Annotated in this window: 21 protein-coding genes and 2 pseudogenes; 13 read left to right on the top strand and 10 right to left on the bottom strand. The window is 42.2% G+C overall.

Going from position 1 to position 24,287, the window contains the following annotated elements:
- Positions 1-49 precede the first annotated feature (49 nt).
- Positions 50-1,933, top strand: a complete 1,884-nt coding sequence (locus tag IQ276_RS24005) for an ABC transporter ATP-binding protein (protein ID WP_193920093.1) — start codon at positions 50-52, stop codon at positions 1,931-1,933.
- 364 nt (positions 1,934-2,297) lie between these two features.
- Positions 2,298-2,717, top strand: a complete 420-nt coding sequence (locus IQ276_RS24000; RefSeq protein ID WP_190879646.1) for a heavy metal-responsive transcriptional regulator — start codon at positions 2,298-2,300, stop codon at positions 2,715-2,717.
- Positions 2,718-2,891: 174 nt separating this feature from the next.
- Here IQ276_RS24000 and IQ276_RS23995 read toward each other — a convergent pair whose 3' ends face one another.
- On the bottom strand, positions 2,892-3,680 hold the full coding sequence (locus IQ276_RS23995) for a PspA/IM30 family protein (protein WP_190879643.1): 789 nt from the start codon (positions 3,678-3,680) through the stop codon (positions 2,892-2,894).
- A gap of 163 nt (positions 3,681-3,843) precedes the next feature.
- Positions 3,844-4,311 (bottom strand): annotated as a pseudogene (locus tag IQ276_RS23990) (PspA/IM30 family protein); the annotation flags it as partial.
- 66 nt (positions 4,312-4,377) lie between these two features.
- On the opposite strand from IQ276_RS23990, the gene IQ276_RS23985 reads away from it, so the two are divergent.
- On the top strand, positions 4,378-5,232 hold the full coding sequence (locus tag IQ276_RS23985; RefSeq protein WP_235115308.1) for an IS5 family transposase: 855 nt from the start codon (positions 4,378-4,380) through the stop codon (positions 5,230-5,232).
- Here the strand turns inward: IQ276_RS23985 and IQ276_RS23980 are convergent.
- Both IQ276_RS23980 and IQ276_RS23975 read right to left on the bottom strand, forming a co-directional pair.
- Positions 5,231-5,539, bottom strand: a pseudogene (locus IQ276_RS23980) (PspA/IM30 family protein); the annotation flags it as partial. The gene IQ276_RS23985 and the pseudogene IQ276_RS23980 overlap by 2 nt on opposite strands.
- 203 nt (positions 5,540-5,742) lie before the next feature.
- Positions 5,743-7,077, bottom strand: a complete 1,335-nt coding sequence (locus tag IQ276_RS23975) for a hypothetical protein (RefSeq protein ID WP_235115921.1) — start codon at positions 7,075-7,077, stop codon at positions 5,743-5,745.
- A 268-nt stretch (positions 7,078-7,345) separates the two neighbouring features.
- Between IQ276_RS23975 and IQ276_RS23970 the strand changes: the two genes are divergently transcribed.
- Together IQ276_RS23970 and IQ276_RS23965 are read left to right on the top strand one after the other, a co-directional pair.
- Complete coding sequence (locus tag IQ276_RS23970) at positions 7,346-7,888, top strand: DciA family protein (RefSeq protein WP_235115920.1); 543 nt, start codon at positions 7,346-7,348, stop codon at positions 7,886-7,888.
- A gap of 519 nt (positions 7,889-8,407) precedes the next feature.
- Positions 8,408-8,722 (top strand): hypothetical protein, encoded by a 315-nt coding sequence (locus IQ276_RS23965; protein WP_193922821.1) that lies wholly within the window; start codon positions 8,408-8,410, stop codon positions 8,720-8,722.
- 127 nt (positions 8,723-8,849) lie between these two features.
- Here the strand turns inward: IQ276_RS23965 and menB are convergent, their stop codons facing one another.
- A complete protein-coding gene (menB, locus tag IQ276_RS23960; RefSeq protein ID WP_193922836.1) occupies positions 8,850-9,683 on the bottom strand; it encodes a 1,4-dihydroxy-2-naphthoyl-CoA synthase in 834 nt (277 codons plus the stop codon).
- Between the two features lie 137 nt (positions 9,684-9,820).
- On the opposite strand from menB, the gene IQ276_RS23955 reads away from it, so the two are divergent.
- Entirely contained in the window at positions 9,821-10,669 is an 849-nt protein-coding gene (locus IQ276_RS23955; protein WP_193922955.1) for an Rpn family recombination-promoting nuclease/putative transposase, read from the top strand.
- 233 nt (positions 10,670-10,902) lie between these two features.
- Here IQ276_RS23955 and IQ276_RS23950 read toward each other — a convergent pair whose 3' ends face one another.
- Positions 10,903-11,715 carry a DUF3800 domain-containing protein gene (locus IQ276_RS23950; RefSeq protein ID WP_193922957.1) on the bottom strand — a complete coding sequence of 271 codons (813 nt, stop codon included), beginning with the start codon at positions 11,713-11,715 and terminating at the stop codon, positions 10,903-10,905.
- Positions 11,716-11,944: 229 nt separating this feature from the next.
- Positions 11,945-13,768 carry a 2-succinyl-5-enolpyruvyl-6-hydroxy-3-cyclohexene-1-carboxylic-acid synthase gene (gene menD / locus IQ276_RS23945; protein WP_235115919.1) on the bottom strand — a complete coding sequence of 608 codons (1,824 nt, stop codon included), beginning with the start codon at positions 13,766-13,768 and terminating at the stop codon, positions 11,945-11,947.
- Positions 13,769-14,082: 314 nt separating this feature from the next.
- On the opposite strand from menD, the gene folB reads away from it, so the two are divergent.
- From folB to IQ276_RS23930, 3 genes are all read left to right on the top strand, one after another.
- Positions 14,083-14,451 carry a dihydroneopterin aldolase gene (gene folB / locus IQ276_RS23940; protein WP_190879625.1) on the top strand — a complete coding sequence of 123 codons (369 nt, stop codon included), beginning with the start codon at positions 14,083-14,085 and terminating at the stop codon, positions 14,449-14,451.
- 825 nt (positions 14,452-15,276) lie between these two features.
- Positions 15,277-16,557, top strand: a complete 1,281-nt coding sequence (locus tag IQ276_RS23935; RefSeq protein WP_193916349.1) for a diguanylate cyclase domain-containing protein — start codon at positions 15,277-15,279, stop codon at positions 16,555-16,557.
- 96 nt (positions 16,558-16,653) lie between these two features.
- Positions 16,654-17,214: a sugar O-acetyltransferase gene (locus IQ276_RS23930; RefSeq protein ID WP_193916347.1), complete on the top strand. Its 561-nt coding sequence runs from the start codon at positions 16,654-16,656 to the stop codon at positions 17,212-17,214.
- 3 nt (positions 17,215-17,217) lie between these two features.
- On the opposite strand, the gene IQ276_RS23925 is transcribed toward IQ276_RS23930, so the two are convergent.
- Entirely contained in the window at positions 17,218-17,598 is a 381-nt protein-coding gene (locus IQ276_RS23925; protein WP_190879612.1) for a calcium-binding protein, read from the bottom strand.
- A gap of 1,068 nt (positions 17,599-18,666) precedes the next feature.
- Here IQ276_RS23925 and IQ276_RS23920 point away from each other — a divergent pair.
- Positions 18,667-19,353 carry a hypothetical protein gene (locus IQ276_RS23920; protein WP_193916344.1) on the top strand — a complete coding sequence of 229 codons (687 nt, stop codon included), beginning with the start codon at positions 18,667-18,669 and terminating at the stop codon, positions 19,351-19,353.
- A gap of 594 nt (positions 19,354-19,947) precedes the next feature.
- Here IQ276_RS23920 and IQ276_RS23915 read toward each other — a convergent pair.
- Complete coding sequence (locus tag IQ276_RS23915) at positions 19,948-21,489, bottom strand: phytoene desaturase family protein (protein ID WP_193916340.1); 1,542 nt, start codon at positions 21,487-21,489, stop codon at positions 19,948-19,950.
- Between the two features lie 123 nt (positions 21,490-21,612).
- Positions 21,613-21,984, bottom strand: coding sequence for a hypothetical protein (locus tag IQ276_RS23910; RefSeq protein WP_228043010.1), 372 nt, complete (start codon positions 21,982-21,984; stop codon positions 21,613-21,615).
- Between the two features lie 211 nt (positions 21,985-22,195).
- Here IQ276_RS23910 and IQ276_RS23905 point away from each other — a divergent pair, with 211 nt between their 5' ends.
- The 3 genes from IQ276_RS23905 to IQ276_RS23895 all read left to right on the top strand — a co-directional run bounded on the left by IQ276_RS23905 (position 22,196) and on the right by IQ276_RS23895 (position 24,264).
- Positions 22,196-22,450: a ribbon-helix-helix domain-containing protein gene (locus IQ276_RS23905; RefSeq protein WP_193916337.1), complete on the top strand. Its 255-nt coding sequence runs from the start codon at positions 22,196-22,198 to the stop codon at positions 22,448-22,450.
- Positions 22,451-22,529: 79 nt separating this feature from the next.
- The gene (gene rbsK / locus IQ276_RS23900; protein WP_193916334.1) at positions 22,530-23,444 is read left to right on the top strand and encodes a ribokinase; all 915 of its coding nucleotides are present in this window, start codon (positions 22,530-22,532) and stop codon (positions 23,442-23,444) included.
- 178 nt (positions 23,445-23,622) lie between these two features.
- Complete coding sequence (locus IQ276_RS23895) at positions 23,623-24,264, top strand: MOSC domain-containing protein (protein ID WP_193916331.1); 642 nt, start codon at positions 23,623-23,625, stop codon at positions 24,262-24,264.
- The last annotated feature ends 23 nt before the right edge of the window (positions 24,265-24,287 follow it).

Raw genomic sequence — 24,287 nt, 5'->3', positions numbered from 1 at the left:
AAGTATTAAAAAGTTTGTTTTTGGCAAACATGAATATAATGCTCTTATTATGAGCATCTACCAATCTCTCAACAAAAAATCATACACACAACACGGTCGGGGTGACAATGACTGGCGGTTGTTTTTGCGTTTAGTGCCCTATGCCCGTCGCAGTGGTGGACTGTTGGCGCTATCCATGTTCCTACTCGTGCCGATCGCCATCGCTAATGCGGTACAACCGCTGTTAATTGGACAAATTATTTCCCTGATTCGCAATGAATCGAGTACTTACGAATTCTTGAGGAATCGCCCCTTCTCCCAAGCCCTAAATATCTTAGAAGGGTTATTACTAGTTGCGATCGCCATCCGATTGTTGTTGACAGGCTACCAGGGTTATCTCGTACAGAAATTAGGGCAAGAAATTACCACAGCAATTCGCCAGGATTTATTCCACCATGTAACATCTCTAGCGGTGCGTTTTTTTGACAGGACACCCGTAGGTAAATTAATTACCAGAATCACTAGTGATGTAGAAGTATTGGGTGATGTCTTTTCTACTGGGGCGATCGGCATCTTGTCCGATTTGTTTTCCATGCTGGTGATTGTGGCTTTAATGTTTTCTATTCAATGGCAACTTGCTAGCTTGTTACTATTGATACTGTTACCAATTACTTGGTTGATAGTTTATTTACAGAAACAGTATCGCAAAGCCAATTACAAAGGGCGGGAAGAACTTTCTATACTCAATTCACAGCTACAAGAAAATGTAGTTGGTATTAACGTAGTGCAGTTGTTCCGTAGAGAAAAATTTAATGCCGAATTATTTCGGGCGACGAACAACCGCTACACTCAGCAAGTAGATAAAAACATCTTTTATGATGCAGCTGTTTCAGCAACTTTAGAATGGGTTGGACTGGTGGCGATCGCAGGTGTTTTATGGTTGGGTGGTTGGATGTTATTAGATAAAGCCTTGACTTTTGGGACTTTATCGGCATTTATTTTATATGCCCAGCGATTATTTGACCCATTAAAGAATTTTGCCGAAAAATTTACAGTAATTCAATCTGGTTTCACTGCCATTGAACGCGTAGGCGACATATTAGATGAACCCATAGAAATACGCGATCGGACTAATGTGCGCTACTCAATTCTTGATGCTAAATTCGGCTACATAGACGAGATAGTTGCAAATTTAGAATCTCCAGATCTAAGTTTCCCACCGGAACTGGGAGAAATTCGTTTTGAACACGTTTGGTTTGCTTACAAAAACGATGATTATGTAATTAAAGATTTAGATTTCACCATTCATCCTGGTGAAAAAGTCGCATTAGTCGGTCCCACAGGTGCAGGTAAAACTTCTATCATTCGGCTTTTGTGCCGCCTCTACGAACCTACCCAAGGACGCATTCTCATTGACGGCATAGATATTAAGGATGTGCCACAAGCAGAACTGCGGCGCTATATGGCAGTAATTTTACAAGAAGGTTTTTTGTTTGCTGGTGATGTTAAAAGCAATATTTCTTTAGGAGATGGTTATACAGTTGAACAGATTCAACAAGCAGCAGAAAAAACGAACATTGCCCAGTTTATAGAAGAGTTACCCGAAAGCTACGATACTCAACTTCGAGAAAGAGGCACAAATATTTCTAGTGGACAAAAGCAACTTTTAGCCTTTGCCCGCGCTGCTATTCGTAGTCCTCAAATTTTAGTATTAGATGAAGCTACTGCTAGTTTAGACGTTGGTACAGAAGCTTTAATTCAAGAAGCATTAGACCAACTTTTGTTCAGACGCACGGCGATTATTATTGCTCACCGTTTATCTACAATTCGGAATGTAGACCGAATTTTTGTTTTGAAGCGTGGCGAATTAATTGAACAGGGAAGTCACGAACAATTACTGCAACAAGGTGGGCTTTATGCCACTTTACATAACTTGCAGATGTTAGGAAGTTAAAGACTTTCAAAAAATAAATTATCTAATCAATCATAGGACTTACGCACTGTACAAATTAATCATGGTGTGCATTTACCCAAATAGGTAGTTTTAGGCTTTTATAAATCATTCTCTGATGGTAGCGCTCTAGGGGCACAGCAATGTTCCCTACGAAAGATGTGGTTTTTAAAATAATCCATATTTAGTCTTTTTTGTTAATGCGTAATACCATTTCACTTTAATAATGATACAAATACGTCGGTAGGGGTTTAGCAGTGCTAAACCCCTACGAAAAATCTATGTGTATCAGGATTTTCGTGAAATGGTATAAGTCCTATAATATATAAAACATGTAAGAATAATTACAAAAATTGGGCTATCTACCGTGTTAACTCAGGATGAAAAACTGCTTTTAATCGGTCAAGTAACAAATTTGAGCAAAATTCCCATTAGGACAATTCGTTATTACGAGAGTTTAGGTTTAATCAAATCCTCAAAACGAACAGAAGGAGGCTTTCGCCAATTTTCATTAGATGTATTGACTCGTCTAGCCTTCATTAAAAGGGCACAAAACTTCGGTCTTAGTTTAGAAGAGATTGGAGATATTCTTCAGGTCTATGACCAAGGACAAGCTCCCTGTGGTGAAATTCAAGAAAAGCTTGAAGAGAAGGTTTTGCAAATCGATCGCCAAATCGATCAGTTGTTAACCTTACGCTCGGAAATCAAAGGATTACTTTCAGGCTGGCAGAATATGGACAACCAACATGAAGATACAATTTGTCCCAACATGCAAAATACTAGATGAGGGAGATGAGGGAGATGAGGGAGATGAGGGAGATGAGGAGCAGGGGAGCAGTAAGTTTTTCCCCTCTGCCCCTCTGCCCCTTGTGCCCAATGCCCTATGCCCCATGCCCACTAAAAATGTGAAATCCCACAACCAATAGGCGTGGGATTGGCTCAAGTGAGTTTTTTGCCAATTTTACATTTGATCCAATTGTTTGCGTAGGGAATCCAACTCAGCATCAACCACATCATTAGACTTAGGAGCAGTGGTTTGTTGTTGGGGTGGCTGTTGGGGCGGTAGTTGGGGTTGACTTACTGGAGTGGCGGGTGGTAACATTTGCGCTTTCAAAGCTGCCAATTCATCATCAACATCACTACCAGATTCCAATCGGGCAAATTGGGTTTCTAAATCTGCTCCTGCCAATTCTCCTGCTGATTGGGCACGGGCTTCTTGCATCAAGACTTTTTCTTCCATCCGCTCGAAGGCAGACATTGCACTGCTGGTATTCATCCCACTGACCATGTTTTGCAGTTGTTCTTGGGCTTTGGCAGTGGTGATCCGAGCTTTGAGCATTTCTTTCTTGGTCTTGGCCTCAGAAATTTTGCTTTCCAGCTGGATTAAATTGCGCTTGAGGGTTTCAACTTGAGTAGTTTGTGTATCTAAACTAGCCTTAAGGGCTGCACTAGTATCAGTATAAGTCTTCTTGCGCTCAAGGGCTTGTCGTGCTAAGTTTTCATCACCTTTTTGGAGCGCCAGTTGGGCATTGCGTTGCCACTTATTGATTTCATTTTGGGCATCACTGTACTGTTTCTCACTACGTTTTTGGGCGGCGATCGCCTGGGCTACTCCCTGACGCAGTTGAACCAAGTCTTCCTGCATTTCCAGGATGGCTTGTTCCAGCATTTTTTCGGGGTCTTCAGCCTTGTTAACTAGGTCATTGAGGTTAGAACTAACAACTCGTTTAATGCGATCGAATAATCCCATAACTTTGTTTTTCCTTCTTTTGGTTTACGCTGTTTGTTGGACAGTTAGCTTTTTTACTTTTTAATAGCTACCTATTTCAATGTAATCTTTCCGGTTTGAATCAGTACCTCCAAACAACTCTTAATTGTTAAGATATCTCGAAGCTGCGGCAATTCACCAAACTTTAAGAGTCTTGTGTTTTGGGTAGCTGCTGGTGGGAAGGCTGTTCTGTTTTTTGGTTGTCTTCCATGAGGCGATTGTTGGGGTGTGTGTTTTCTGCCTCATTTAAAACCTGCACCTTCATCGCTGCCAATTCGGCATCCACATTATTAGTAGATTCCAACGACGCAAATTGTGTTTCCAGGTCATCGCTACTAAGTTGAGCGATCGCTTCTGATTTCGCCTCAATCTGCAAAACTTTTTCTTCCATCCGCTCAAATGCGTTGAGGCTGCTAGTGGCAGAAGCTCCATCGAGCATTTCTTGCAGGCGATAAGAGGCTTCGGCAGAACGGGCGCGAGCAATATACATATCTTTTTTAGTTTTCGCTTCGGCAATTTTTGACTCTAGCGATCGCATGTCCTTTTTTAGCCTAGCTACTATCTCATTTTGCTGTTCTATCTGGTTGGAGAGGGCTTTTGTGGTTTCTTTATAGAACCCATTTGACATCTTGTGAGGTTTTGAATTAAGGTACTCCTCAGCATCTAAAATCCAATACTAATGGCGTATTCCAGCAACCTCACTGATGCAGAATGGGAAATTTTTGAACCCTTATTGCAAGAGATATTACCGACTAAGAAGCAGACTCGACCGACCAACTGGCCAAAGCGAGATATCTTCAATGGAATTCTCTATCAACTAAAAAATGGATGCAATTGGCAAGACTTACCTAAAGACCTCCCCCCTTATTCCACTGTATATTGGCACTACAAACAGTGGCGAGCAGCCGGGGTATTTGAGGAACTGATGAGTGTCTTACATGGACAAGTGCGTGAACAGGTAAAAAAAAAACCGCACTGGACGACATTGATCATCATTGACTCCCAAGCAGTGAAAAATACCTGCAACGCCAGTGTGGAGTCGAAAGGTTTTTGCTTCTACAAAGCCACCAACGGTATTAAAAGGCATTTGGCTATTGACACCCTTGGGTTTCCCTTTTTTACGCTCTGTACTCGCGCCAATGTCTCGGATGATGCCGGATTAATTGAGATGTTTACTCTCAACATCGACTACTTCAAGTCAAAACCTATCGATATTCCCAAGATTACTATCCTGCTAGATCATGGGTATCACCCAGAATATTTGACTCAGGAGTTAGAGCGAATTTACCCAGAGATCATGACCAAAATTCAGTTTCAACTTTCTACGAAACCCTCAAAACAAGAGAAAGCGGCACAAGGAAAATCTGGATTTGTTCCGGCAATAGCTAGATGGGTGATCGAACGCTCCAATGCTTGGATGGAGCGCTGTAAAATTCTGGTTAAGAACTTTGAACGAACCCTGGTTAGTGCCACTGCCAAACTCAATATCTGCTTCATCAGGCTAATGATTAAGAGGCTTGCAGCACCTTCTTAGATGTCAAATGGGTTCTATAAGCTTGGCGCTTAGTCAAAGCTTCCCGTGCTAACACTTCATTGCCTTGTCCCAGTGCCAATTGGGCGCGGCGATACCATTCTTCGGCTTGAGAGTCGGCGGCGGCGGCTTGTCGTTGGGTGCGTTTTTGGGTAGCGATCGCTTGTGCCACACCCTGCCGTAACCGCACTAGATTTTCCTGCATTTCCATCACAGTTTGCTCCAGAATCTTTTCTGGATCTTCTGCACTGCCGATCAAACTATTGAGGTTAGCGCGAATCACCCGCAGGATACGCTTGATTAACTCCATATCTGCCCTCCATAAAAATAGGGAGTAGGGAGTAGGGAGTGGGGAATGGAGGTGGCGATCGCCGCCAGTCAGACGCTCCTAAGTATAATAATTTTTGTAGTAGCGTACTAAACAACCAAAATTTTATCTCTACTACTCCCGACTCCCAACTCCCGACTCCCCACTTAGCACCGTTATCTCATGGTATCGTAGATTTTTGCGACTCATGGCTGCTGAACTCGTGCTTTAATTCCTCTTGTTTGTAGTAATTGCATGTGTCTTTGTACTTGCTCTTTAGTCTTAAAAGCACCCAGAAAAATCAATTGTTTGTCAGGTGATAAATAAGCATCGGGAACTACTTGCCTTGCTGAAGCTAAAGCACGGTCTTGATTGTCTATCACTATGTGGTATAGCCCATCTGTAGATGGTTTGATTTGTGCATTTGGCTGAGGTAAGGTTTTTGGCTTTGGCGTCGGGGATAAATTCGCAAGAGGTAAGGGCTTTGCTGTTGGTACAGGTGCTATGGCGATCGGATTTGTGGGTTTTAGGGGTGCGATCGAGTTAGGCAATGGGGCTTGAGGATTTGCCGGGTTTTGGGGAACAACTGGAGTTATTGGTTGGACTTTGGGTTTTAAGCCAACTACATCATTGGGATCTTTGACCTCAGGAAACTCTTCGGCAGCGAGATTGGGATACTTGGGTATAGATGTGCTTGGTGGCTGGATCTGAGATTGGACATTACTTGCAACTTCCTGAGTATTTTCTGGTGCAGCAGACGAGTTGTTATTAAACAACTTGGCTAAATTCCACTGGGGCAAGCTTTTAGGATTGAAAACTACATAACCCAAAGTCAGACTCGCCACCAATAGCAGCAACATCGAGCCGATACCTAAGGGTGATAGTAGACTGTCACTATAATTACTTGGCTTTTTAGTTTGTGGCTGTTCTTCTGTCAGACTTCGCAACAGTGCTTCACTAGATTCCAAATAGTCATCCGGCTGCTTCGGTCCATCATCCGGCTGCACAAGATTTTCGCCTTTAGTATCTTTTACGACTGCTGGTACAATGCTGCTACTAAAGTTGGGTGGCGGTGGTGGAAGTTGAGTTTGTCTTTTAGCAGAATCCAAGCTGGGCGGGGCATTAAGATTACTCACTTCCTCAGTGTTTACCGTTACTGGTTCTGAGTTCACCTGAGGATTTACGGGTACAGATATCGGTGGTTCCTCAATTTTTACAACAGATGGTGCTGGAGTTACCTGAAGATTCACAGGTAAAGATAGAGGCGGAGGTGGTGGGACATTGATTTTAGTTTCCGCTACGGATGGCGCAGCTGTACCCGATGCTGTAGAAACAGCAGTGAACTGCTGAGGTTGACTGCTGATGTAACTCCCGACACGGGGCTGGTTCGAGGACACCGAACCAGTTCGGGTGCGTCGGTATCGAGCTAACTCTTGATCTAGTGGCACCTCTAAACTTGCCAGTGCTGCCGCTAGTGCTGGTTTCAACCCAGGTGTTTTAGACGATTGAGTACCGGAATCATTCGGGGAGTTTTGAGTCATTGCCTCTGTGCCTCAAACATAGATTGCTGGAATTAACTTTAGACATATTTGTGCCAATATTAGCGAAAATTACTTAGAAAGTGGGGAGTGGGGAGTGGGAAGTAGAAAAGACGATTTTTAGACTTTGTTGTGAAGCATAGTTCATGGGGGTCTATCTTGAGAATAGGAAATGGGGTGGGGAGAGAAAACTCCTAATTCCTGTACAGACAAGGGTTAATCGCGTCTCTACTCTCCACTCCCGACTCCCGACTCCCCACTTTGATTAATCATGTCGTTGAAATCAGTTAATGATATTTTAGGCATTCTAGAAAAGCAGGCTAAATGGCAGGAGCAACCATTTCAACGCTTGACCAAGTGTTGGCCAGAGGTTGTTGGTTCTGTGGTTGCGGCACATACTCGACCATTGTCGATTCAGCGTGATGTTTTGTGGGTAGCAACTTCGAGTGCAGCTTGGGCGCAAAACCTGACTTTTGGTCGCACGTCTCTGCTTTTAAAGTTGAATAAAAAGCTGCCAACGCCTTTGGTTGATATTCGCTTCTCGACTGCTGGTTGGCAGCATTCAGCTGTGGAGACAAAACAGCAACAAACAATTTTGTCCCATGAGCATCCCAGTTACGTTGGCGATCGCCTTAGCCGTCCTGAGAATACACCCAGTATTCAAGATGCGAATGCTGCTTTTGGGCACTGGACTAAGATCGTGCAAGCGCGATCGCATGGCTTACCCCTTTGTCCCCAATGTCAATCCCCCACCCCACCCGGCGAACTCCAGCGCTGGGCAGTTTGTTCTGTCTGTGCTGCTAAGCAATTTTGAAGCCAGCCAATCCTGACGACTAAGCCGGGGAGCTTCAGTGTAGAGGTCTGGAGAAATTAAATTTCTCCGCAGAATTACAGACAGAGCAACTAAATTTATTTATGGAAAAGCAAAAAATATCCTAAAGTAACTTGCTGCAACCACATACAACAGTTGTAATTCTTGAGAAAAAGCATATTTTAGCAGTAAAATATCGGGAGTGTGATACAAATCCAGACCATTGATCTCTAATTATGTGCCTTAAGCTATCCTTAAGGAGGAAGTTAAAACACCAGATAAATCAAAAGCTTCCCTTTTAATCTTGATCCCTAATAAGTTTTAGCCAAAATCTATAGGTATCCACTCTAAAGAACATTGAAAAATATAACAAGAATATAAAAATATCCTAAAATTTATTTTTTCATCGGGATCGCTGAAACCTAGAGCAAATAATGACTTTTTGGCTTTCCTCCCTCTTTATATATAGAAGCAAAATATAAGGGTGAAATTCAGCCGAAACGGCACTAACGATGAACCCAAATGAAACCTATTAAATTTTTAGCATCTGCCTGTAAATATTGCCGTCATTACCAGCCAGAGGGTCGCCGTGGCGGAATGTGTCAGCAATTGGGAGCGCCAGTTCAAGCAAGCTGGAAGGCTTGCTCTTTGGCGATCCCACCTTTTGCACCTTCTTGGGAAACTTTGGAAGATGCTTGGGGTTTGCCAGATGCAAAACCAGTTTTAACTTCTTGTCAATCGCTAGTTTCAGATTTAGACAATGCTGCTCTTGCTCTTGTAGAGGAAACAACTGTCTCTACTTCCCAAGAGGCTAAGACTAAAACTGTGCTTATTTAGTCACTCATTATTACTGGACTGAGTTCGTAGTCTGCTTAAAATAAGATTTGTTTTTAAGATTTTTAGTGCTGTAAACGTTGACATCTACAGAAATCGCACCCTTTAGGAAGGTGCGATTTTTGCAATTTTAGGGTAACCAAGGAAAAGAGCGAAAATCTGGTGGGCGTTTTTCGAGGAACGCTTGTTTGCCCTCAGACCCTTCTTCTGTCATGTAATACAGTAGGGTGGCATTGCCAGCGAGTTCTTGTAAACCAGCTTGTCCGTCACAATCAGCGTTGAATGCTGCTTTGAGACACCGAATGGCGATCGGACTTTTTTCTAAAATCTCTTGCGCCCACTGAATACCTTCGGCTTCTAGTTGTTCGATTGGGACGATGCAATTAATTAAGCCCATTTCTAGGGCTTGTTGGGCATCATATTGACGGCAGAGAAACCAAATTTCGCGTGCTTTTTTTTGCCCTACAACGCGGGCAAGATAGCTAGCGCCAAAACCACCATCAAAACTACCGACTTTCGGTCCAGTCTGTCCGAAAATGGCGTTATCAGCCGCGATGGTGAGGTCGCAAATCAAGTGTAGGACATGTCCACCACCGATCGCATATCCAGCTACCAAAGCAATCACTACTTTCGGCATGGAACGAATCAAGCGTTGCAAATCCAGCACATTCAACCGGGGGATGCCAGTATCATCTACATAACCAGCATGTCCCCGCACGCTTTGGTCGCCACCAGCACAGAAGGCATATTTACCATCAGTGTGTGGGCCGTAACCAGTAAATAGAACAACACCAATAGTAGTATCTTCACGCGCATCACAGAAAGCATCGTAAAGTTCAAAGACAGTCTTGGGACGAAAAGCATTGCGTTTGTGGGGGCGGTTGATGGTGATTTTCGCAATGCCATCGGTTTTTTGATACAGGATATCTTCGTAGGATTTGGCAGTTTGCCAGTTAATTTGCATTGGTATGAAGTGCGCTGTTGTGCTTGAGAATTTTATCGCGGACGTGGGGTGTTGCGATACCTGCGGTGGGCTACGCCTACGCTAAGATTAATGTCTCAAGCTTTACAATCAGGGCTGGTAATTGATTAGCAATCACAATGCGGCGTGACTCCATCTTCTACAAATTGTTCAAGCAATTTCCAGGATTGCTGTTTGAGTTGGTAGACCAACCACCCCCAGAAGCAGCAGACTACCAGTTTGAATCGGTTGAGGTTAAAGAAACGGCGTTTCGGATTGATGGAGTGTTTCTACCTCCCGCCAATGCAGTTTCTAAAACCGTCTTTTTTGCTGAAGTCCAGTTTCAGAAGGACGAAGATTTATATCACCGCTTCTTTAGCGAATTGTTTTTGTTTCTCTATCGCCATTCAATTCGTTACGATGACTGGTTTGGAGTGGTGATTTTTCCTTCTCGCAGTCTGGAACCATCAAATTTAATGATTCATCGCGCTTTGTTGGAGAGTGGACAAGTTAGGCGGGTTTATCTCGATGAGTTGGGGGATTTACGACAACAACCTTTGGGATTGGGTTTGATGTTGCTGACAAATGTTACTGCTGAAGCAGAAGCAGTGGAAGGGGCGCGGTTTTTGCTGGAACAAGCACGGCAGCAATCGGAGCAAGCGATAATTGATTTAGTGACGACGATTATCGTCTACAAGTTTTCTACCTTGAGTCGAGAGGAGATTGAAGAGATGTTAGGACTTAATTTGGAAGAACCACGGGCTATTGTGGAAGCGAAGGAACAAGGACGAGAGGAAGGAAAGGTTGAAGGAGAAAGAGCGATCGTTTTACGACTATTAAATCGGCGCGTGGGTAATATTTCTGATGCGCTTATGTCCCAGATTCAAGGCTTATCGGTGGAACAGTTGGAAGCTTTAGGTGATGCTTTGTTGGATTTTTCTACTCTTGCGGATTTGGAAGGGTGGTTACAAGCTGGAGTCAGGGAGTAAATTTCATTGCTCGAAGCGCATTGGTTTCTCAAAGAGTAGGCGTAAACGAGAATGCAAAAGGGTTATCTATTCAAATACAACCTGAAGTAAAGTTTAAAGTTTTAATAAACAAGACTATTGAAGCTTGTACTTAATTTTAAATGGCCTTATAGTTTATCTATTGGGCAACGCCCCGGGGTTTTCGTATGAAAGCCGAAATTTTAAAGACTCGGATAAATTCCGAGTCTTTAGTTTTATATGTCGTCAAAACAGCTATATTTTATACCCATCTGAGGTATTTTATCGGGATCTAATACGCAATCAATGAGTTTTGACTTACTTTTAAGAGACTCATAAGTTCGGTAGCTTGAATCATAACGTCCCTTAATTATTGGATACAAAACTAGATCCGCAAGCTGTATCATTGGTGATTTCTTAGTTATACGCTGTGGTTCTCCTAACCAATTTATTTGAAATGTATCTGCTGTCAGTCCCATATAAGCTGCTGAACTATGTGGATCAAAATACATTCCTTCAGTTTTAAGTTCTTTCGCATATTTTAGAATTGCTCTATCCGCATCTTTCCCACTTTCTTCAAAAAAAATGCGTAGCTTGCGTTCTTTGGAAATTGCATATTTTACTGACCTTTCAGCTAAGATGGTGAAGGCAGTTTTACACATCATCCAAATATCATTTTTGTACTTATTTTTATAACGAGCCATGTAACCTGGTCGATGGATAGCACATGCAATTATAGTAAACGGTAAATCTAGCATAAGCATTTCTAAGTCGCTTAAAAACTCTTGGGATTTCTGTTTATTATCTTCCTTGCCTAACCAGGCGAAAGCTTTCTGCCGAGAACGAATTTTCGTAGAATGCAATGGTTCAGTAACATTCCATTTATTACAGAATTCTTGATGTTTTATTATAATTTGTTTTATATCTTCTTCCTGTACTAAGATTCCACCCAAAGCAAAGCAATCTATCCCATCACGGCGTGTTATTGCTTCTGAATCGGGATTACGGCTGCCAGAGTCATCAAAATAAAGATGCAGTTCATTTGTCATATTTGAAAAAGTATTCTGAATGTATACTACTTTAGCGTAATACGCAAAATAGTAAATACTACTCAACAAATTTCAGCAAATTAATTTGTTTAACCTACAATTAAGCAATGCTTCCAATCAGTACGATAGATTGAAACACTGCTACTAAATAAATCTGAACTTTATTGCACAAGCTTTTCATCTAATTGGTATATTTCATCTGTTCTTCAGCATTATTTATATAAAATAGCTAAATTTCAATATCTGCGGCAAACTTACTTAAATTCTCTTGTCGCCACCTAGCATCAGCTTTGCGATTTGTCTGCAACTCCAAAACCCGAATCCCTGTAGTTGGTAGCGGGTTTAATCTTTGCTGCAACTGTTCCCAAGAAGTAATTAACTCATGCTGCACATTATAAGTAGTACACAACTGAGCAAAATCAATATCCTGGGGAGTGCCGAAAAACTCTTCAAATGGTGGGTCAAATTTGGCAATGGGTAACATTTCAAAAATTCCACCGCCATTGTTATTGATTAACACAATTGTCAGATGTCCCACAAATTTATTGCGGATTAAAAAACCATTGGTGTCATGCAACAAAGCTAAATCTCCTGTTAACATCACACTACTTTGCTGGCGATGGGCAATTCCTAAAGCTGTAGATAATGTGCCGTCAATGCCATTTGCACCCCGGTTAAAATACGATCGCACTCCCAAATTATTCGGTTTCCAAAAGTACTCCACATCCCGCACGGGCATACTATTAGCAATAAACAGCGGCGTTCCTGGCGGTAGCGTCTGAGAAATTAACCAAGCTGCTTTACCCTCAAATAATTCCTCCATATCCCCCATAGTTTGGTCAACAGCTGTCCTAACTTGCGTTTCCGCTGCACACCACTGGCGGAGATAGTTGGGGGGGGATGAGGGGGATGAGGGGGATAAAGAAGTATTTTCTTCCTCATCTCCCCCAACTCCCCCATCTCCCCCAACTCCCTCATCTCCCCAAAAAAGCTGCTCTACCCTCATCCGCAAATGCGTCGTCCTCCCGTGCAAAGGGTCGAGGTTTTGGTTGCTGTTGTCAATTACCCAGCGTCGGGGTTGGGTTGCATCTATCCAGGTACGCAGTTCTTTACTAGTGGGCATTTCTCCTATCTGAATCACCATTTTGGGTGCTAGCTGCTTGGCTAGTTGATGATTTCGCAAAATCAAGTCATAGGTGGAAATTAAATAGGGGTTGAGTTGGGCATAATTTCTCAGTGGCGAAAGTCCCTCTGCTAAAACAGGCCATTTGAGAGTTTGGGAAAGTCGGGCGATCGCCTTACAATATTCCTGTGGTTGCTGTGGTTGGGCTACACCTGCGATAATAATGCCGCGATCGCATTGTTTCCATTCTTGGGGAATGGGGAGTAGGGAATGGGGAGTGGGGAGTGGGGTAGTGTTTGCGATTCCTGCAAAGAAGTCTTCTGGGTCGAACTGGGACTGTAAAAAACTCAAGTCACTTCCATCGGGAACAGGCGCTAAAGGATCGCGAAAGGGAATATTCAAATGTACTGGGCCAATCGTTGGGATTTGCGTTGTTTCCCAGCTATGAATTACCATTTGCCGCAAATAAGCTAACATTCCCATATCAGCGGCGGGTAAGGCTAACTCGCCTTGCCAATTTGGGTAGTTGCCATATAATCTCAACTGGTCTATGGTTTGCCCAGAGTGGCAATCTCGCAATTCTGGTGGTCTATCGGTGGTTAATACTAACAGTGGTACGCGGCTATATGAGGCTTCGATTACCGCTGGATAAAAGTTCGCTCCTGCTGTACCAGAGGTGCAAAGAACTACTACAGGGCGTCCGGTTGCTTTAGCTTGTCCTAAGGCAAAAAAGGCGGCGGAGCGTTCATCAAGCACGGAAATGGCTTCAATTTCTGGTGCTTGTTGGGCAAAGGCCACTGCTAAAGGTGTAGAGCGTGAACCAGGACAAATGATAGCACAAGTCAATCCCAGCTGCTTGAGCGTCTCTGTTAAGATATAAGCCCAAAGTTGATTAACATTTTTAAAGGCGATCGGCATTAAATCAAACATAGCTATAAAACAATCTTAAATTTTAGATTTTCTTTAGGGGAATTCAATTTAAAATCCGTCTGGGAAAGTTGGACAAGGAAAAGTCCGAGGCTCGGTTTTTGACCCTTGGAGGTTCAAAAGCAGCTTTCCCCAAAAGTAGGTTGCGAGCTTTTCCTCACAAATACGGGGATGGAAACCGACACCGCCACGCGAGTTTGTTGGCAAGAAAATTTCCAGACAGACTAGCTTGACGCCAGTTGATTCAACTTTGCCAAAGATCGCAACCCAGTGACTACACTTTCTAGAAAATGCACACAATTTGCTCTCAAACTTTTATGGACTGCATTCATTTAACAGGAATTCGCTGCTATGGCTACACTGGGTATCTACCAGAAGAACAGGTGCTAGGACAATGGTTTGAGGTGGATGTGAGGTTATGGTTGGATATCTCCACAGCGGCTAAGACTGACGCCATCGAAGACACTTTAGATTATCGCAGCGTCATTAGCTTGATACAACATCTGGTCAAAACTTCTAAGTTCGCTTTGGTGGAGAAACTGGTAATGGCGATCGCAGATTCTATCCTCCAACAATACGATCGCATCACACAAGTCCAAGTCATTCTCAGCAAACCTAGCGCACCGATTCCAGACTTTGGCGGCACAATTAGCATTGAAGTGACTAAAACTAAGTCTAATCTCTAAACCGTAAACCGTGTTTTGGCGATCGAGACCGATAAACTAGCAAACACAGGGGTTTAGCTGGAGTGTGGAAATATCTGACAAACAGAATTTTTCCTGCCATTTATTCCCCCCACCCCGCACTGGTTCTCAAAAACCGAAAACCAACTTCAGCCCAGTTTAAAGCCAGTACAATTTTAAATTCTTCATAAATAACTAAGTCTTAGATAATTCATACCCTCATTCTCATCCCCGACTGTTTAAAAGTTAATCCTCCCTAACCCCACTTTAAAAGCAGGAAATTAAAGATGAGTATCCTGTGAATTTACAGCAGATTTCAACGAAAGTGAACTACACAACGATTCATCCCAAAGCCTGGTATAAACCCTGTTTTACTTCCCAATTCTGGATTCTGGATTCTGAATTATAAATTCTGTTGTATTAAATTTTATTCTTGATTACTTTTTGGATAAATATTATACTGACTGATTTTTATTTTTATGACAATAATTATTGTATATTTCTGAAATTCAATTTTTGATTGCTAGTAACTTACATGGAATATTAATGACTTGATATTAGCTGTATTGAGTAATTACCTTTAGGAAACACAGAAATTTAGGACTTACGCAAAAACCCTCTAAAATTCTTATTTCTTTGTACCCTTTGCGTCCTTTGCGGTTCGTTTTTTCATGATTTTGCGTAAGTCCTGAAATTATCACAGGTAAACAACATGCTGTTTGCTATTTAGCCAGGTACTGAGAGATTGTTTATGATAAGATTATCGAATTTTAGATCGAGTTGATAGTGACTACAAAATCTCAACCTTAGCAAACAGGCTATCGTAACATGTTCGCCCGCAAAATCCTAGTTGTTGAGGATGAAAAAAGCCTAGCCTCAAATATCAAAAATAATTTACAAAAATTAGGCTATTTCGTTTCAGAAATAACTGAACCTGGTGAAGAGGCAATACAAAAGGTAGTAGAAATTCATCCAAATTTAGTATTAATTGATATCCGGCTAAATCGGAAAATAAATGGTGTGCAACTAGCAGACATTATCCAGAATAATTTACATGTGCCTGTAGTCTATCTCATAGACAGATCTGAATATAAAATCTTACAAAAAAATCAGCTAATTGAGCCTTTTATGTATATATTAAAACCCTTTATTGAAAGTGATTTACATTTGGTGATTGAAATGGCTCTGTATAAACATCAGAGTGAAAAGAAATTACAGGAAGAAAAACAGAGGTTGACAGCGATTATTAACAGTATGGGTCGTGCAGTGATTGTGACATATGCAAATGGTTGTATTCAAATGATGAATCCAATAGCAGAAATTATCACTGGTTGGAAGCAAAGCGAAGCCTTCGGTAAAGACTTAGTAGAAGTTGTGAACTTAGTTGACAAAGATGTAGGAGAAGCAATTGAAAATTTAGCCACACATGTAATCGAAGCAGGTGAAGTTTTAAATCTACCGGAAAACTGTACACTAATTACCAAAGATGGCAAAGAAATACCCATTGGGGATAATGTTGCACCTATCCGCGATCAAAATGGCAATATTACTGGTGCGGTTTTAGTTTTTCAAGATATCACCAAACGCAAGGAGACAGAGGCACAACTGATCCGCAATGCGTTTTATGATGGACTGACAGCATTACCAAATCGTGTTTTATTTTTAGACCGACTCAGACAAGCAATTGAACGTAGTAAACGCAAAAGCGATTATTATTTTGGAGTTCTGTTTTTGGATTTAGATAACTTTAAACAGATTAACGATCGCTTTGGGCATGGAGTAGGGGATGATTTCTTAGTAGCGATCGCTAGACGTTTAGAGTCATGCTTACGCAGTGGCGATACTGTAGCACGATTTGGTGGTGACGAGTTTACCGTTCTTTTGGAAGATATTAAAGACGTGACTGATGCGATCAATGTTGCCAGACGTATTCAAGACTCCTTAAGATTACCCCTTAGCCTCAACGGAAATCAATTATATACTACAGCTAGCATTGGTATTGCTTGGAATTGTAGTAGCTATGAAGAACCTGCAACCCTGCTACAGGATGCTGATACTGCTATGTACCGAGCTAAGCGGCAAGGAAAGGCTACTTATGCGATATTTTAATATTATACCTGCCTTGAAAATAGGGACTGGGGACTGGGGATTGGGGACTGGGAAAGAGATATTTTCAAGGCAGGTCTATTGATTAATGTGCAAACTATGGAAAAAACTGAAAAACAGAAAATGCTCGCAGGCGAGTTATATTTTGCAGAAGATCCCGAACTAGCTGCCGAACATAAACGAGCTAGTTGTCTGTTGCGAAATTACAATTCTACAACCGAAGAACAGCAAGAACAACGACAACAAATTTTGCAGCAATTATTTGGAAAAGTAGGTCAAAAAGTTGTAATCGTACCACCTTTTCACTGTGACTATGGTAGTAATATTTTCGCTGGCGATAAATTATACATGAACTATGGCTGTGTAATTTTAGACTGTAATACAGTTCACATTGGCGATCATGTGTTATGCGCCCCTTACGTGCAAATTTATACTGCTTATCATCCTACAGAACCCGAAACTCGCCTTTCTGGTAGAGAACTAGCAGCCCCAATTAAGATTGGTAATAATGTCTGGATTGGTGGCGGTGCAATTATTTGTCCAGGTGTAACTATTGGCGATCGCACAACCATTGGTGCTGGTAGTGTAGTTACTAAAGATATACCTGAAAATGTGATTGCTGCTGGCAATCCTTGTCGCGTGATTCGGAATTTATCGTAGAATTTAGAATTTATATCCTCTAGCAATCCAATAGAGCCAGTCTGCGATCGCTTCAATCGTTTCACTGTCAGCATCAATGGCTACTATTTCAGATAACTTTGCAGAATATACATCATCATCCTTACCATTAATATCAGCGACTTCTACAAACATATCCTTTAAGCACTCATCATCCGGTGCCATTCCCAGTACTTCTACTTGTTTCTCTTCCACAGAAGCGGATTTGCGCCCCTTCTTAGTCCATTTAGCCATAAACGGAAAATTCAGAGTTTCTTCGAGGTAATAGTACCAACCCATAGCCCGGTCTTCTTTATCTTCAGCATCTACAATGATCTCTGTTTGAATGCGATGCTCTCGGTTTTCGTCAGGTTCAACACTAGGCATAAAACAACGGTTTGCGTAGGATGCACTATATGGTATATCCTTTTGGCGAGTGTCTGTCAATTAGAAAATTGATACTTCCATCCAAAAAAGGAAGTAGAGAGTAGGGGGTTAGCAATACGCTTTACCCCTAACGCAGCAAAAATCTCTCAGAATGCCCAACAGAACCGCATAACACACGCCGCACTTCCAGAACATCGAAAGCTGTAGTGTATGTAGTCTACCTCGATCGCTGGATCTATAGACATCTGGTCAAATAATGTAACTGCGTACCGCTAAAACGGAACCCGAAGGTTAGGGCTGTTCGCCTCTACCAAGGGTTTTGTGTAATGCACAATTAATTTTCACTCCTATGTCTTATGGGTCTAGTACTCAACTGTCAGATATCACTTCAGTTCTTAACCTAAACTTCTCAATAATGAAAGCTAAAACTTATTTTTAATTACATCACAATAGTAGGCTGAGAGCTAAATAATAGTAATTGGACATCATTAAACATAACTATCTTCTGCTAAGTTATTACTTCTAATGCCTTATTTATCAAGCTTTATACTCAATCATAATTAGTGATGTTTATTTATCCCCACGTCATTGACTTTCAAATTTGCACTGGATGAATTAAAATATGCTATTAAATTGATGATAACTTTATTTTAACTTTAAAAACCATATCATTTTCCTCTTTCCAGGGTAAATTTCAACCAGCAATAGCCAACTCATAAGATTAAATTGGGGATTTAATTATAGACTTTTCAAAAAATATGGTACTCTATAAAAACAATGGGCAAGCATTTATCAATATTGATGCAAACTCATCATTATATCTATGCATCCATCTTCTGAGCAGCCAGTTAAACGCTGATCTAGTTAGAGAATAAGCTTTGATTGGAAAGTGAAGATAGAAAATGCAAAAAATCTCAAAAAAATTTAAGAATTAAGAAAATAAGGTAAAATGCAAAAATTTAGTACAATCTCTTGAGTTTAAAAATGCAATCTAAATTTTTAAAATAATATTTTCAACACAAAATCGTTGAATTATCTAAAATTAGGCACAGAAAATAAAGAGGATATATGCGTTTTTTCCATATTGCAGGAATTGTTGGTTGTACAACAGCAGCTTTGATATCAATTGCACCCATACAAGTAGAAGCTGCAACTTTTAAAGTGGAATCTGGAGTTACCAGTATAGATCGCGACCACGAAAATATTCTCAGAAATATCGGGCTAATCATCACAGGCACTCAGGATACAGTCCCACCAATACCCAGCGATTATTTAGTTGGGTTTCAAATCGACTCGGCTACCAACTTCACCTTCAGCGACGAAGGCGGTTTTACTCCACTATTCGGTACAATCGAGCATACTGGTACTGTTACCTTCAACGATCAAATTACTGTTGGTAACTTTTCAATTGGTTTTGCTCCAGGACGTACTGTCCCTAATGCCAGCGGACTTGTTTTAAGAGACACAATTTCTTCTCTTAATCCAATTTTGTTTGACTTGAGCTATCCCCAATCTGTGACATTTGATAAAGACAATTTAACTTTAACTCTGGCTGATGTTCAATTGTTAATTTCTCCAGAGTTTGCTCAAGGACTTGGCGACTCTAATTTAGCAGGTTTGTTTGCTGGAACTGCACGAATTGATGCTAAAGTTGCTGCCGTACCCGAACCTGGAAGCGCCTTAGCGATTTTGGCTGCGGGTGCGGCTTTGTTAGCAGCGAGATTTTGTACTCAAAAAAATAAATACATTTATTAGAATTCGGGAGTCAAGAGTCAGAATTCAGAAGTCAGAATTCAGGAGTCAGAAGTCAGAAGACTTTGATACTCAAGCTTTATAATTTGAACAAAATCAAAAAATCAAAAATCCATAGCACGCTTGATTCTATATTCATTCTAAATTCTGAATTCTGAATTCTCCTTTTTAACGTGTCGCGGAAGTCCCCACCTTCTCTGCGAGACGCTAACGCGAACAATGTACTCTAGGTATAGGGAGCTCTTGGTGAGTAGGGCATAGGCGTATTGTTTTTTTGCGTCAGCAAAAACAAATACGCTTATGGATGACGAATCCCCATCGCCCTTGGCGTCTCCCCTTGGGAGAAGATTTTCTGATAGGATTATTTGGTCTTGACCATCAATGCCATAAGCGAAAACCAAGCTAATAGGTATATGTTGCAAGAAAACCCAACTCTTAGAAACGCTCCGCGAACGACTACGCTCAGGGTAAAAGATTTGGGTCTTGGGAACCAGGACTCCTGCCCTTGGAGGGAATGTCAGACCTTATAGTACTACGGAGTTCTAGAGGCTATTCCCGATGAATTGGGAAGCTCCGTCCGTCTTACGGCGAAGTAGTTCACATGCACTTAATATCCTCAAGCATTTCTAAATGCTTGTTAATAGGTGCAAGGGTATTGGCAGCAATCATCCCACTAGCGGCGACTGCTGGTAAACCAATACCGGGAAATGTCGAATCTCCACAGCACAACAGCCCTGGTAGGGGAGTACTGGGGCCGGGAAATATACCAGAACCCGCTGCAATTGCTGGGCCATATGAACCTTGGTGACGACGTAGAAAACGCTCGTGGGTTAGAGGTGTACCAACAAGTGTGACTTCGCAACGAGAGCGAATATCTGGAATAATCCGCTGTAGCGCTTGCCACATTACTTCTGCACGCGATCGCTTTTGTTCGGCATATTCTTCACTTCTTCTATCCATCCCCTGCCAAATAGCATAGGGTTCATTCCCCGGAGTATAAACGTGAATCACATGCTTACCTGGTGGTGCTAAAGATGAATCGAGAGTTGAAGGAATTGATATCACCACCACATTTTGAGGTGCTGTTACCCCCAGTTCCCAATTATTCACGACAACGTAATGACATTGTAAATTTGTCTGTAATCCTTGGGCATCAATACCCAAATGCAGATGCATGAAACTATCACACTCAGGCGTCGCTTGTCTTTGAGCGCGGAACTGTTTTGCTACTGCTTTTTCTGGTAACAGCTTCAGCGTGTCCCAAACCGATGCATTAGAAATTACTGCTTTTCGGGCACGGATTTCTTGGCGATCGCGCAAACGCACACCCACCGCCCGATTACCTTCCACCAGCACTTCTTGGACATGTGCGCCTAGTTTTATCTGACCACCGTGACGCTGCAATCCTTGTACAAGGGCGTCAACTAAAGCACCACTACCACCAATCGGATAGTCAAGCATTGCCCCTGCTTTATACCAGTCAGCAAACATAAATGCTACCTCTGCGGCGATCGTGCCATCTGCTGGCAGCCCAGAAAGTAGAAAACACAGCAAATTCAGCCAATTTTGCGTAAATTGGTCTTTGACAACACCATCCATAATCCGGCTGAAAGAGCCAGTCAACTTGATGATATTTCCAGTATGTTTTAGTAGAGAAGGGGCAAATCGTCCCACAGTTTGAACTGCACCCAAATCAAAGCGTAATGCTGCCGGTGACATAGCCGTTGCTGCACTCGCCAGTGGTTCCATAACGCGCTGGAGTTGCTGCCATTCGGCGACAGCATTACCACCACGCAATTTCCTCAACACTTCAGAAAATTGCTCAGCCCCAACTGACGTGTCAAAATAACCTTCTGGCAGAAAACAACCCCAAGTATCGTAAGTGACGCATGGTAATTCAGAGCCAATGGCGTCCAGGACTTGGCGCAGAGGGTTGGCAGAGGGACTGTAAGACAGTCCAGAGTAGAGAGACGGGCCACAGTCAAACTTGAAACCATTGCGCTCAAAAGCGTGGGCGGCACCACCAGGTATGGAATGACTTTCGCAGACTATCACATCAAAGCCATATCGTGCCAAAAGAGCAGCACAACTTAAACCGCCAATACCGCTACCGATGACAACTACATCTGTGTTTTGCATATCCTATGTTTGCAATGATGGTTTTTAAGATTTGTTAAGCGCTATTTGGCAGTATAGCTTGTTGGAAGTGAGTGAGATGGAAAAGGCGATCGCAATCGAACTATATCGCCTATCTCCAGCTTCTCAGTGCAATCCAAGCTGTTCCTTACTCTTGAGTTTGTCACTTTGAAAAATAGCGGTGATTTTGGAACCATCAGGATTTTCCCAGACAAAGGTTGCCATTGTTTCAGAGCGCCTAACCTCGACACCTCGATTCAAGATTGACCGCACATCCGTTAATGACATTCCTATTTTCAACTGTTCATACTCTGCACGATCAAAGGGGCGAAGTTGAACTTGGGCAGATTGTTCCAGCTGCTGAGGATGAAAAGCAGCTTGAAAAACATGCAGTGAATAAACGACTGTTGCTACAAATACTCCAATTGGAATAACGATCTTTACATCTAGCTTCGCTTGTAATCCGGCAAGAGTATTATTATGTTTATGCTTAAGCATTTGAACACCTTAATTAATATACCTATATTTGAAGACTATTAAATCCCGACGTGATAGGAAATAAGCTGTTACGCAAAAACTCTCTGAAACTCTTATTTCTTTGTGTCCTTTGCGTCCTTTGCGGTTCGTTTTTTCATAATTTTGCGTAAGTCCTGGGAAACACAAATCTTTCCAGTGTCATGCAAATGCGTAAGTCCTGTTCAGGTAAAATATGGCTAAAGTCTCGATTTCGCTGCCAGATGAATTAGTGAGTTACATCCACCAAAAAGTTGAAAACCCTAGCGCCCTGATTGAAAATCTTTTGAAACAGTGGCGACATCAACAAGAAGACACCGCACTAGCAGTAGCTTGTTCTCTGATGGATGAACTGGAATTAGGTTGGGAGAGTGAATGGCAAAACGCAGCGATTACCAATTGGGAAACTCTCGATTGTAATACCAATTTAAAAATTGATTGCGATAAATGAATTTACAAAATCCAGATACCCAACACCATTCCCAATCTAAAATCCCAAATCCAAAATGGTATAACTTTTGCTCCCTACTATGACCATTATCGTTTTCGGCAGCATCAATATAGACTTGGTAGCCACAGCACCCCGCTTACCAGTCGGCGGAGAAACCTTGCTCGGAGAAAACTTTTTTCAAGTTTCGGGAGGTAAAGGAGCTAATCAAGCTGTAGCACTAGCTAGATTGGGAATTCCTACTCAAATGGTGGGGCGTGTTGGTGCAGATAATTTTGGTGTAGAACTTGTCAACAATTTGCAAGCATCTGGTGTGCAGACAAACAATGTTTTCGTTGATGAAAATGTTAGTTCTGGAGTCGCCATTATCACCGTTAGTCAGGCTGGAGAAAATCAAATTGTTGTGATTCCTGGTGCAAATGGACGCGTCAATCAGGAAGATGTGCAACGGTTATCAAACTTATTACCAGAAGCGACAGCACTACTTTTACAATTAGAGATTCCGATTCCTGCGGTAGTTGCAGCAGCTAAAGCAGCCAGAAGCGCAAACATCAAAGTCATTCTTGACCCCGCACCTGCACAATCTGATTTACCCGCAGAACTTTATCCATTGGTAGACATTATCACACCCAATGAAGTGGAGGCTGGGCAGTTGGTGGGTTTTGCTGTGGATGGAGAGGAAACAGCCGCTCAGGCAGCTGAGATTTTATTGCAACGGGGAGTGAAATGTGCGATCGTCAAACTCGGTGCTAAGGGTGTTTTTTGTGCAACTGATAAAGAAAAGTTTTTTGTACCTGCATTTCCAGTTGATGTAGTTGACACAGTAGCTGCTGGCGACGCTTTCAATGGCGGTTTAGCAGCGGCACTTTTTGAAGGAATGTCCTTACATCAGGCAGTTGTTTGGGGTGCAGCAGCAGGTGCTTTAGCCGCCACAAAACCAGGCGCACAAACTTCACTACCACATAGGTTGACGTTTGATGCTTTTCTCAAGGAATAAAGATGCAAGCGAGACTGAAAACTGAAATAACACTTAATTTATCATGTAGTAATAAATCTAAGTAGCGATCGCTAACATAACGTGAGTTCGGGTTAAGATTAAGCGGCAGAAAGCAAATTGCGATCGATAGCGATCGCGGGCTTCTTAGGCTGCTCCTAAGTACTATTGAGGTTGCTCTATGAAATTGATTTCTGTTTGCGTTGGACTGCCGCGTGAAGTGAGTTGGAAGAGAAAGTCTGTCACAACTAGCATTTTTAAGCAGCCCGTGAATGGAAGAGTAATGCTGCGATCGCTCAATCTAGATGGAGATCGACAGGCAGATTTGACCGTTCACGGGGGTGCCGAAAAAGCGGTTTACGCTTATCCAATGGAGCATTACACTTACTGGCGGCAGGAGTTACCAGATGAGGACTTGCCTTGGGGTGCGTTTGGCGAAAACCTAACGATTGAGGGCTTGTCGGAAACGGAAGTGAATATCGGCGATCGCTTTAGCATTGGCACGGCTGTTGTGATGGTGACGCAGCCACGGTTTCCCTGCTTCAAGCTCAATCTCAAGTTTGGGCGCGATGATATGGTTAAACGGTTTCTCAACAGCCGTTTGAGTGGCATTTACTTTTCAGTAGTCCTTGAAGGTGAAATTGGTGTAGGAGATGAGATCAAACTGGTGAGTCGGGATGAAAACAATGTCACAGTTGCCGATATTGTACAAATCTACGTGCGTGAAGCCGATGACAATTTAGTGCGTCGCGCTGTTCAGGTTCCAGCTTTGGCAGATGGTTTGCGAACTTACTTCCAACAGCAAATCGAACCAGAGCATTAAGCTATGGGGTTTTGATCCTCCCC

This window comes from Desmonostoc muscorum LEGE 12446, assembly GCF_015207005.2.
GTDB lineage: Bacteria > Cyanobacteriota > Cyanobacteriia > Cyanobacteriales > Nostocaceae > Nostoc > Nostoc muscorum.
Note: the sequence above shows the minus strand (reverse complement) of the source record. Positions and strands in the feature narration are given on the sequence as shown.

What these genes read in the sequence shown, in the direction of transcription:
- IQ276_RS24005 (WP_193920093.1), top strand. Translation starts at nt 50, where the DNA reads ATGAGCATCTACCAATCTCTCAACAAAAAATCATACACACAACACGGT.
- IQ276_RS23995 (WP_190879643.1), bottom strand. Translation starts at nt 3,680, where the DNA reads ATGGGATTATTCGATCGCATTAAACGAGTTGTTAGTTCTAACCTCAAT.
- IQ276_RS23985 (WP_235115308.1), top strand. Translation starts at nt 4,378, where the DNA reads ATGGCGTATTCCAGCAACCTCACTGATGCAGAATGGGAAATTTTTGAA.
- IQ276_RS23975 (WP_235115921.1), bottom strand. Translation starts at nt 7,077, where the DNA reads ATGACTCAAAACTCCCCGAATGATTCCGGTACTCAATCGTCTAAAACA.
- IQ276_RS23970 (WP_235115920.1), top strand. Translation starts at nt 7,346, where the DNA reads ATGTCGTTGAAATCAGTTAATGATATTTTAGGCATTCTAGAAAAGCAG.
- IQ276_RS23965 (WP_193922821.1), top strand. Translation starts at nt 8,408, where the DNA reads ATGAAACCTATTAAATTTTTAGCATCTGCCTGTAAATATTGCCGTCAT.
- menB (WP_193922836.1), bottom strand. Translation starts at nt 9,683, where the DNA reads ATGCAAATTAACTGGCAAACTGCCAAATCCTACGAAGATATCCTGTAT.
- IQ276_RS23955 (WP_193922955.1), top strand. Translation starts at nt 9,821, where the DNA reads ATGCGGCGTGACTCCATCTTCTACAAATTGTTCAAGCAATTTCCAGGA.
- IQ276_RS23950 (WP_193922957.1), bottom strand. Translation starts at nt 11,715, where the DNA reads ATGACAAATGAACTGCATCTTTATTTTGATGACTCTGGCAGCCGTAAT.
- menD (WP_235115919.1), bottom strand. Translation starts at nt 13,768, where the DNA reads ATGTTTGATTTAATGCCGATCGCCTTTAAAAATGTTAATCAACTTTGG.
- folB (WP_190879625.1), top strand. Translation starts at nt 14,083, where the DNA reads ATGGACTGCATTCATTTAACAGGAATTCGCTGCTATGGCTACACTGGG.
- IQ276_RS23935 (WP_193916349.1), top strand. Translation starts at nt 15,277, where the DNA reads ATGTTCGCCCGCAAAATCCTAGTTGTTGAGGATGAAAAAAGCCTAGCC.
- IQ276_RS23930 (WP_193916347.1), top strand. Translation starts at nt 16,654, where the DNA reads ATGGAAAAAACTGAAAAACAGAAAATGCTCGCAGGCGAGTTATATTTT.
- IQ276_RS23925 (WP_190879612.1), bottom strand. Translation starts at nt 17,598, where the DNA reads ATGCCTAGTGTTGAACCTGACGAAAACCGAGAGCATCGCATTCAAACA.
- IQ276_RS23920 (WP_193916344.1), top strand. Translation starts at nt 18,667, where the DNA reads ATGCGTTTTTTCCATATTGCAGGAATTGTTGGTTGTACAACAGCAGCT.
- IQ276_RS23915 (WP_193916340.1), bottom strand. Translation starts at nt 21,489, where the DNA reads ATGCAAAACACAGATGTAGTTGTCATCGGTAGCGGTATTGGCGGTTTA.
- IQ276_RS23910 (WP_228043010.1), bottom strand. Translation starts at nt 21,984, where the DNA reads ATGCTTAAGCATAAACATAATAATACTCTTGCCGGATTACAAGCGAAG.
- IQ276_RS23905 (WP_193916337.1), top strand. Translation starts at nt 22,196, where the DNA reads ATGGCTAAAGTCTCGATTTCGCTGCCAGATGAATTAGTGAGTTACATC.
- rbsK (WP_193916334.1), top strand. Translation starts at nt 22,530, where the DNA reads ATGACCATTATCGTTTTCGGCAGCATCAATATAGACTTGGTAGCCACA.
- IQ276_RS23895 (WP_193916331.1), top strand. Translation starts at nt 23,623, where the DNA reads ATGAAATTGATTTCTGTTTGCGTTGGACTGCCGCGTGAAGTGAGTTGG.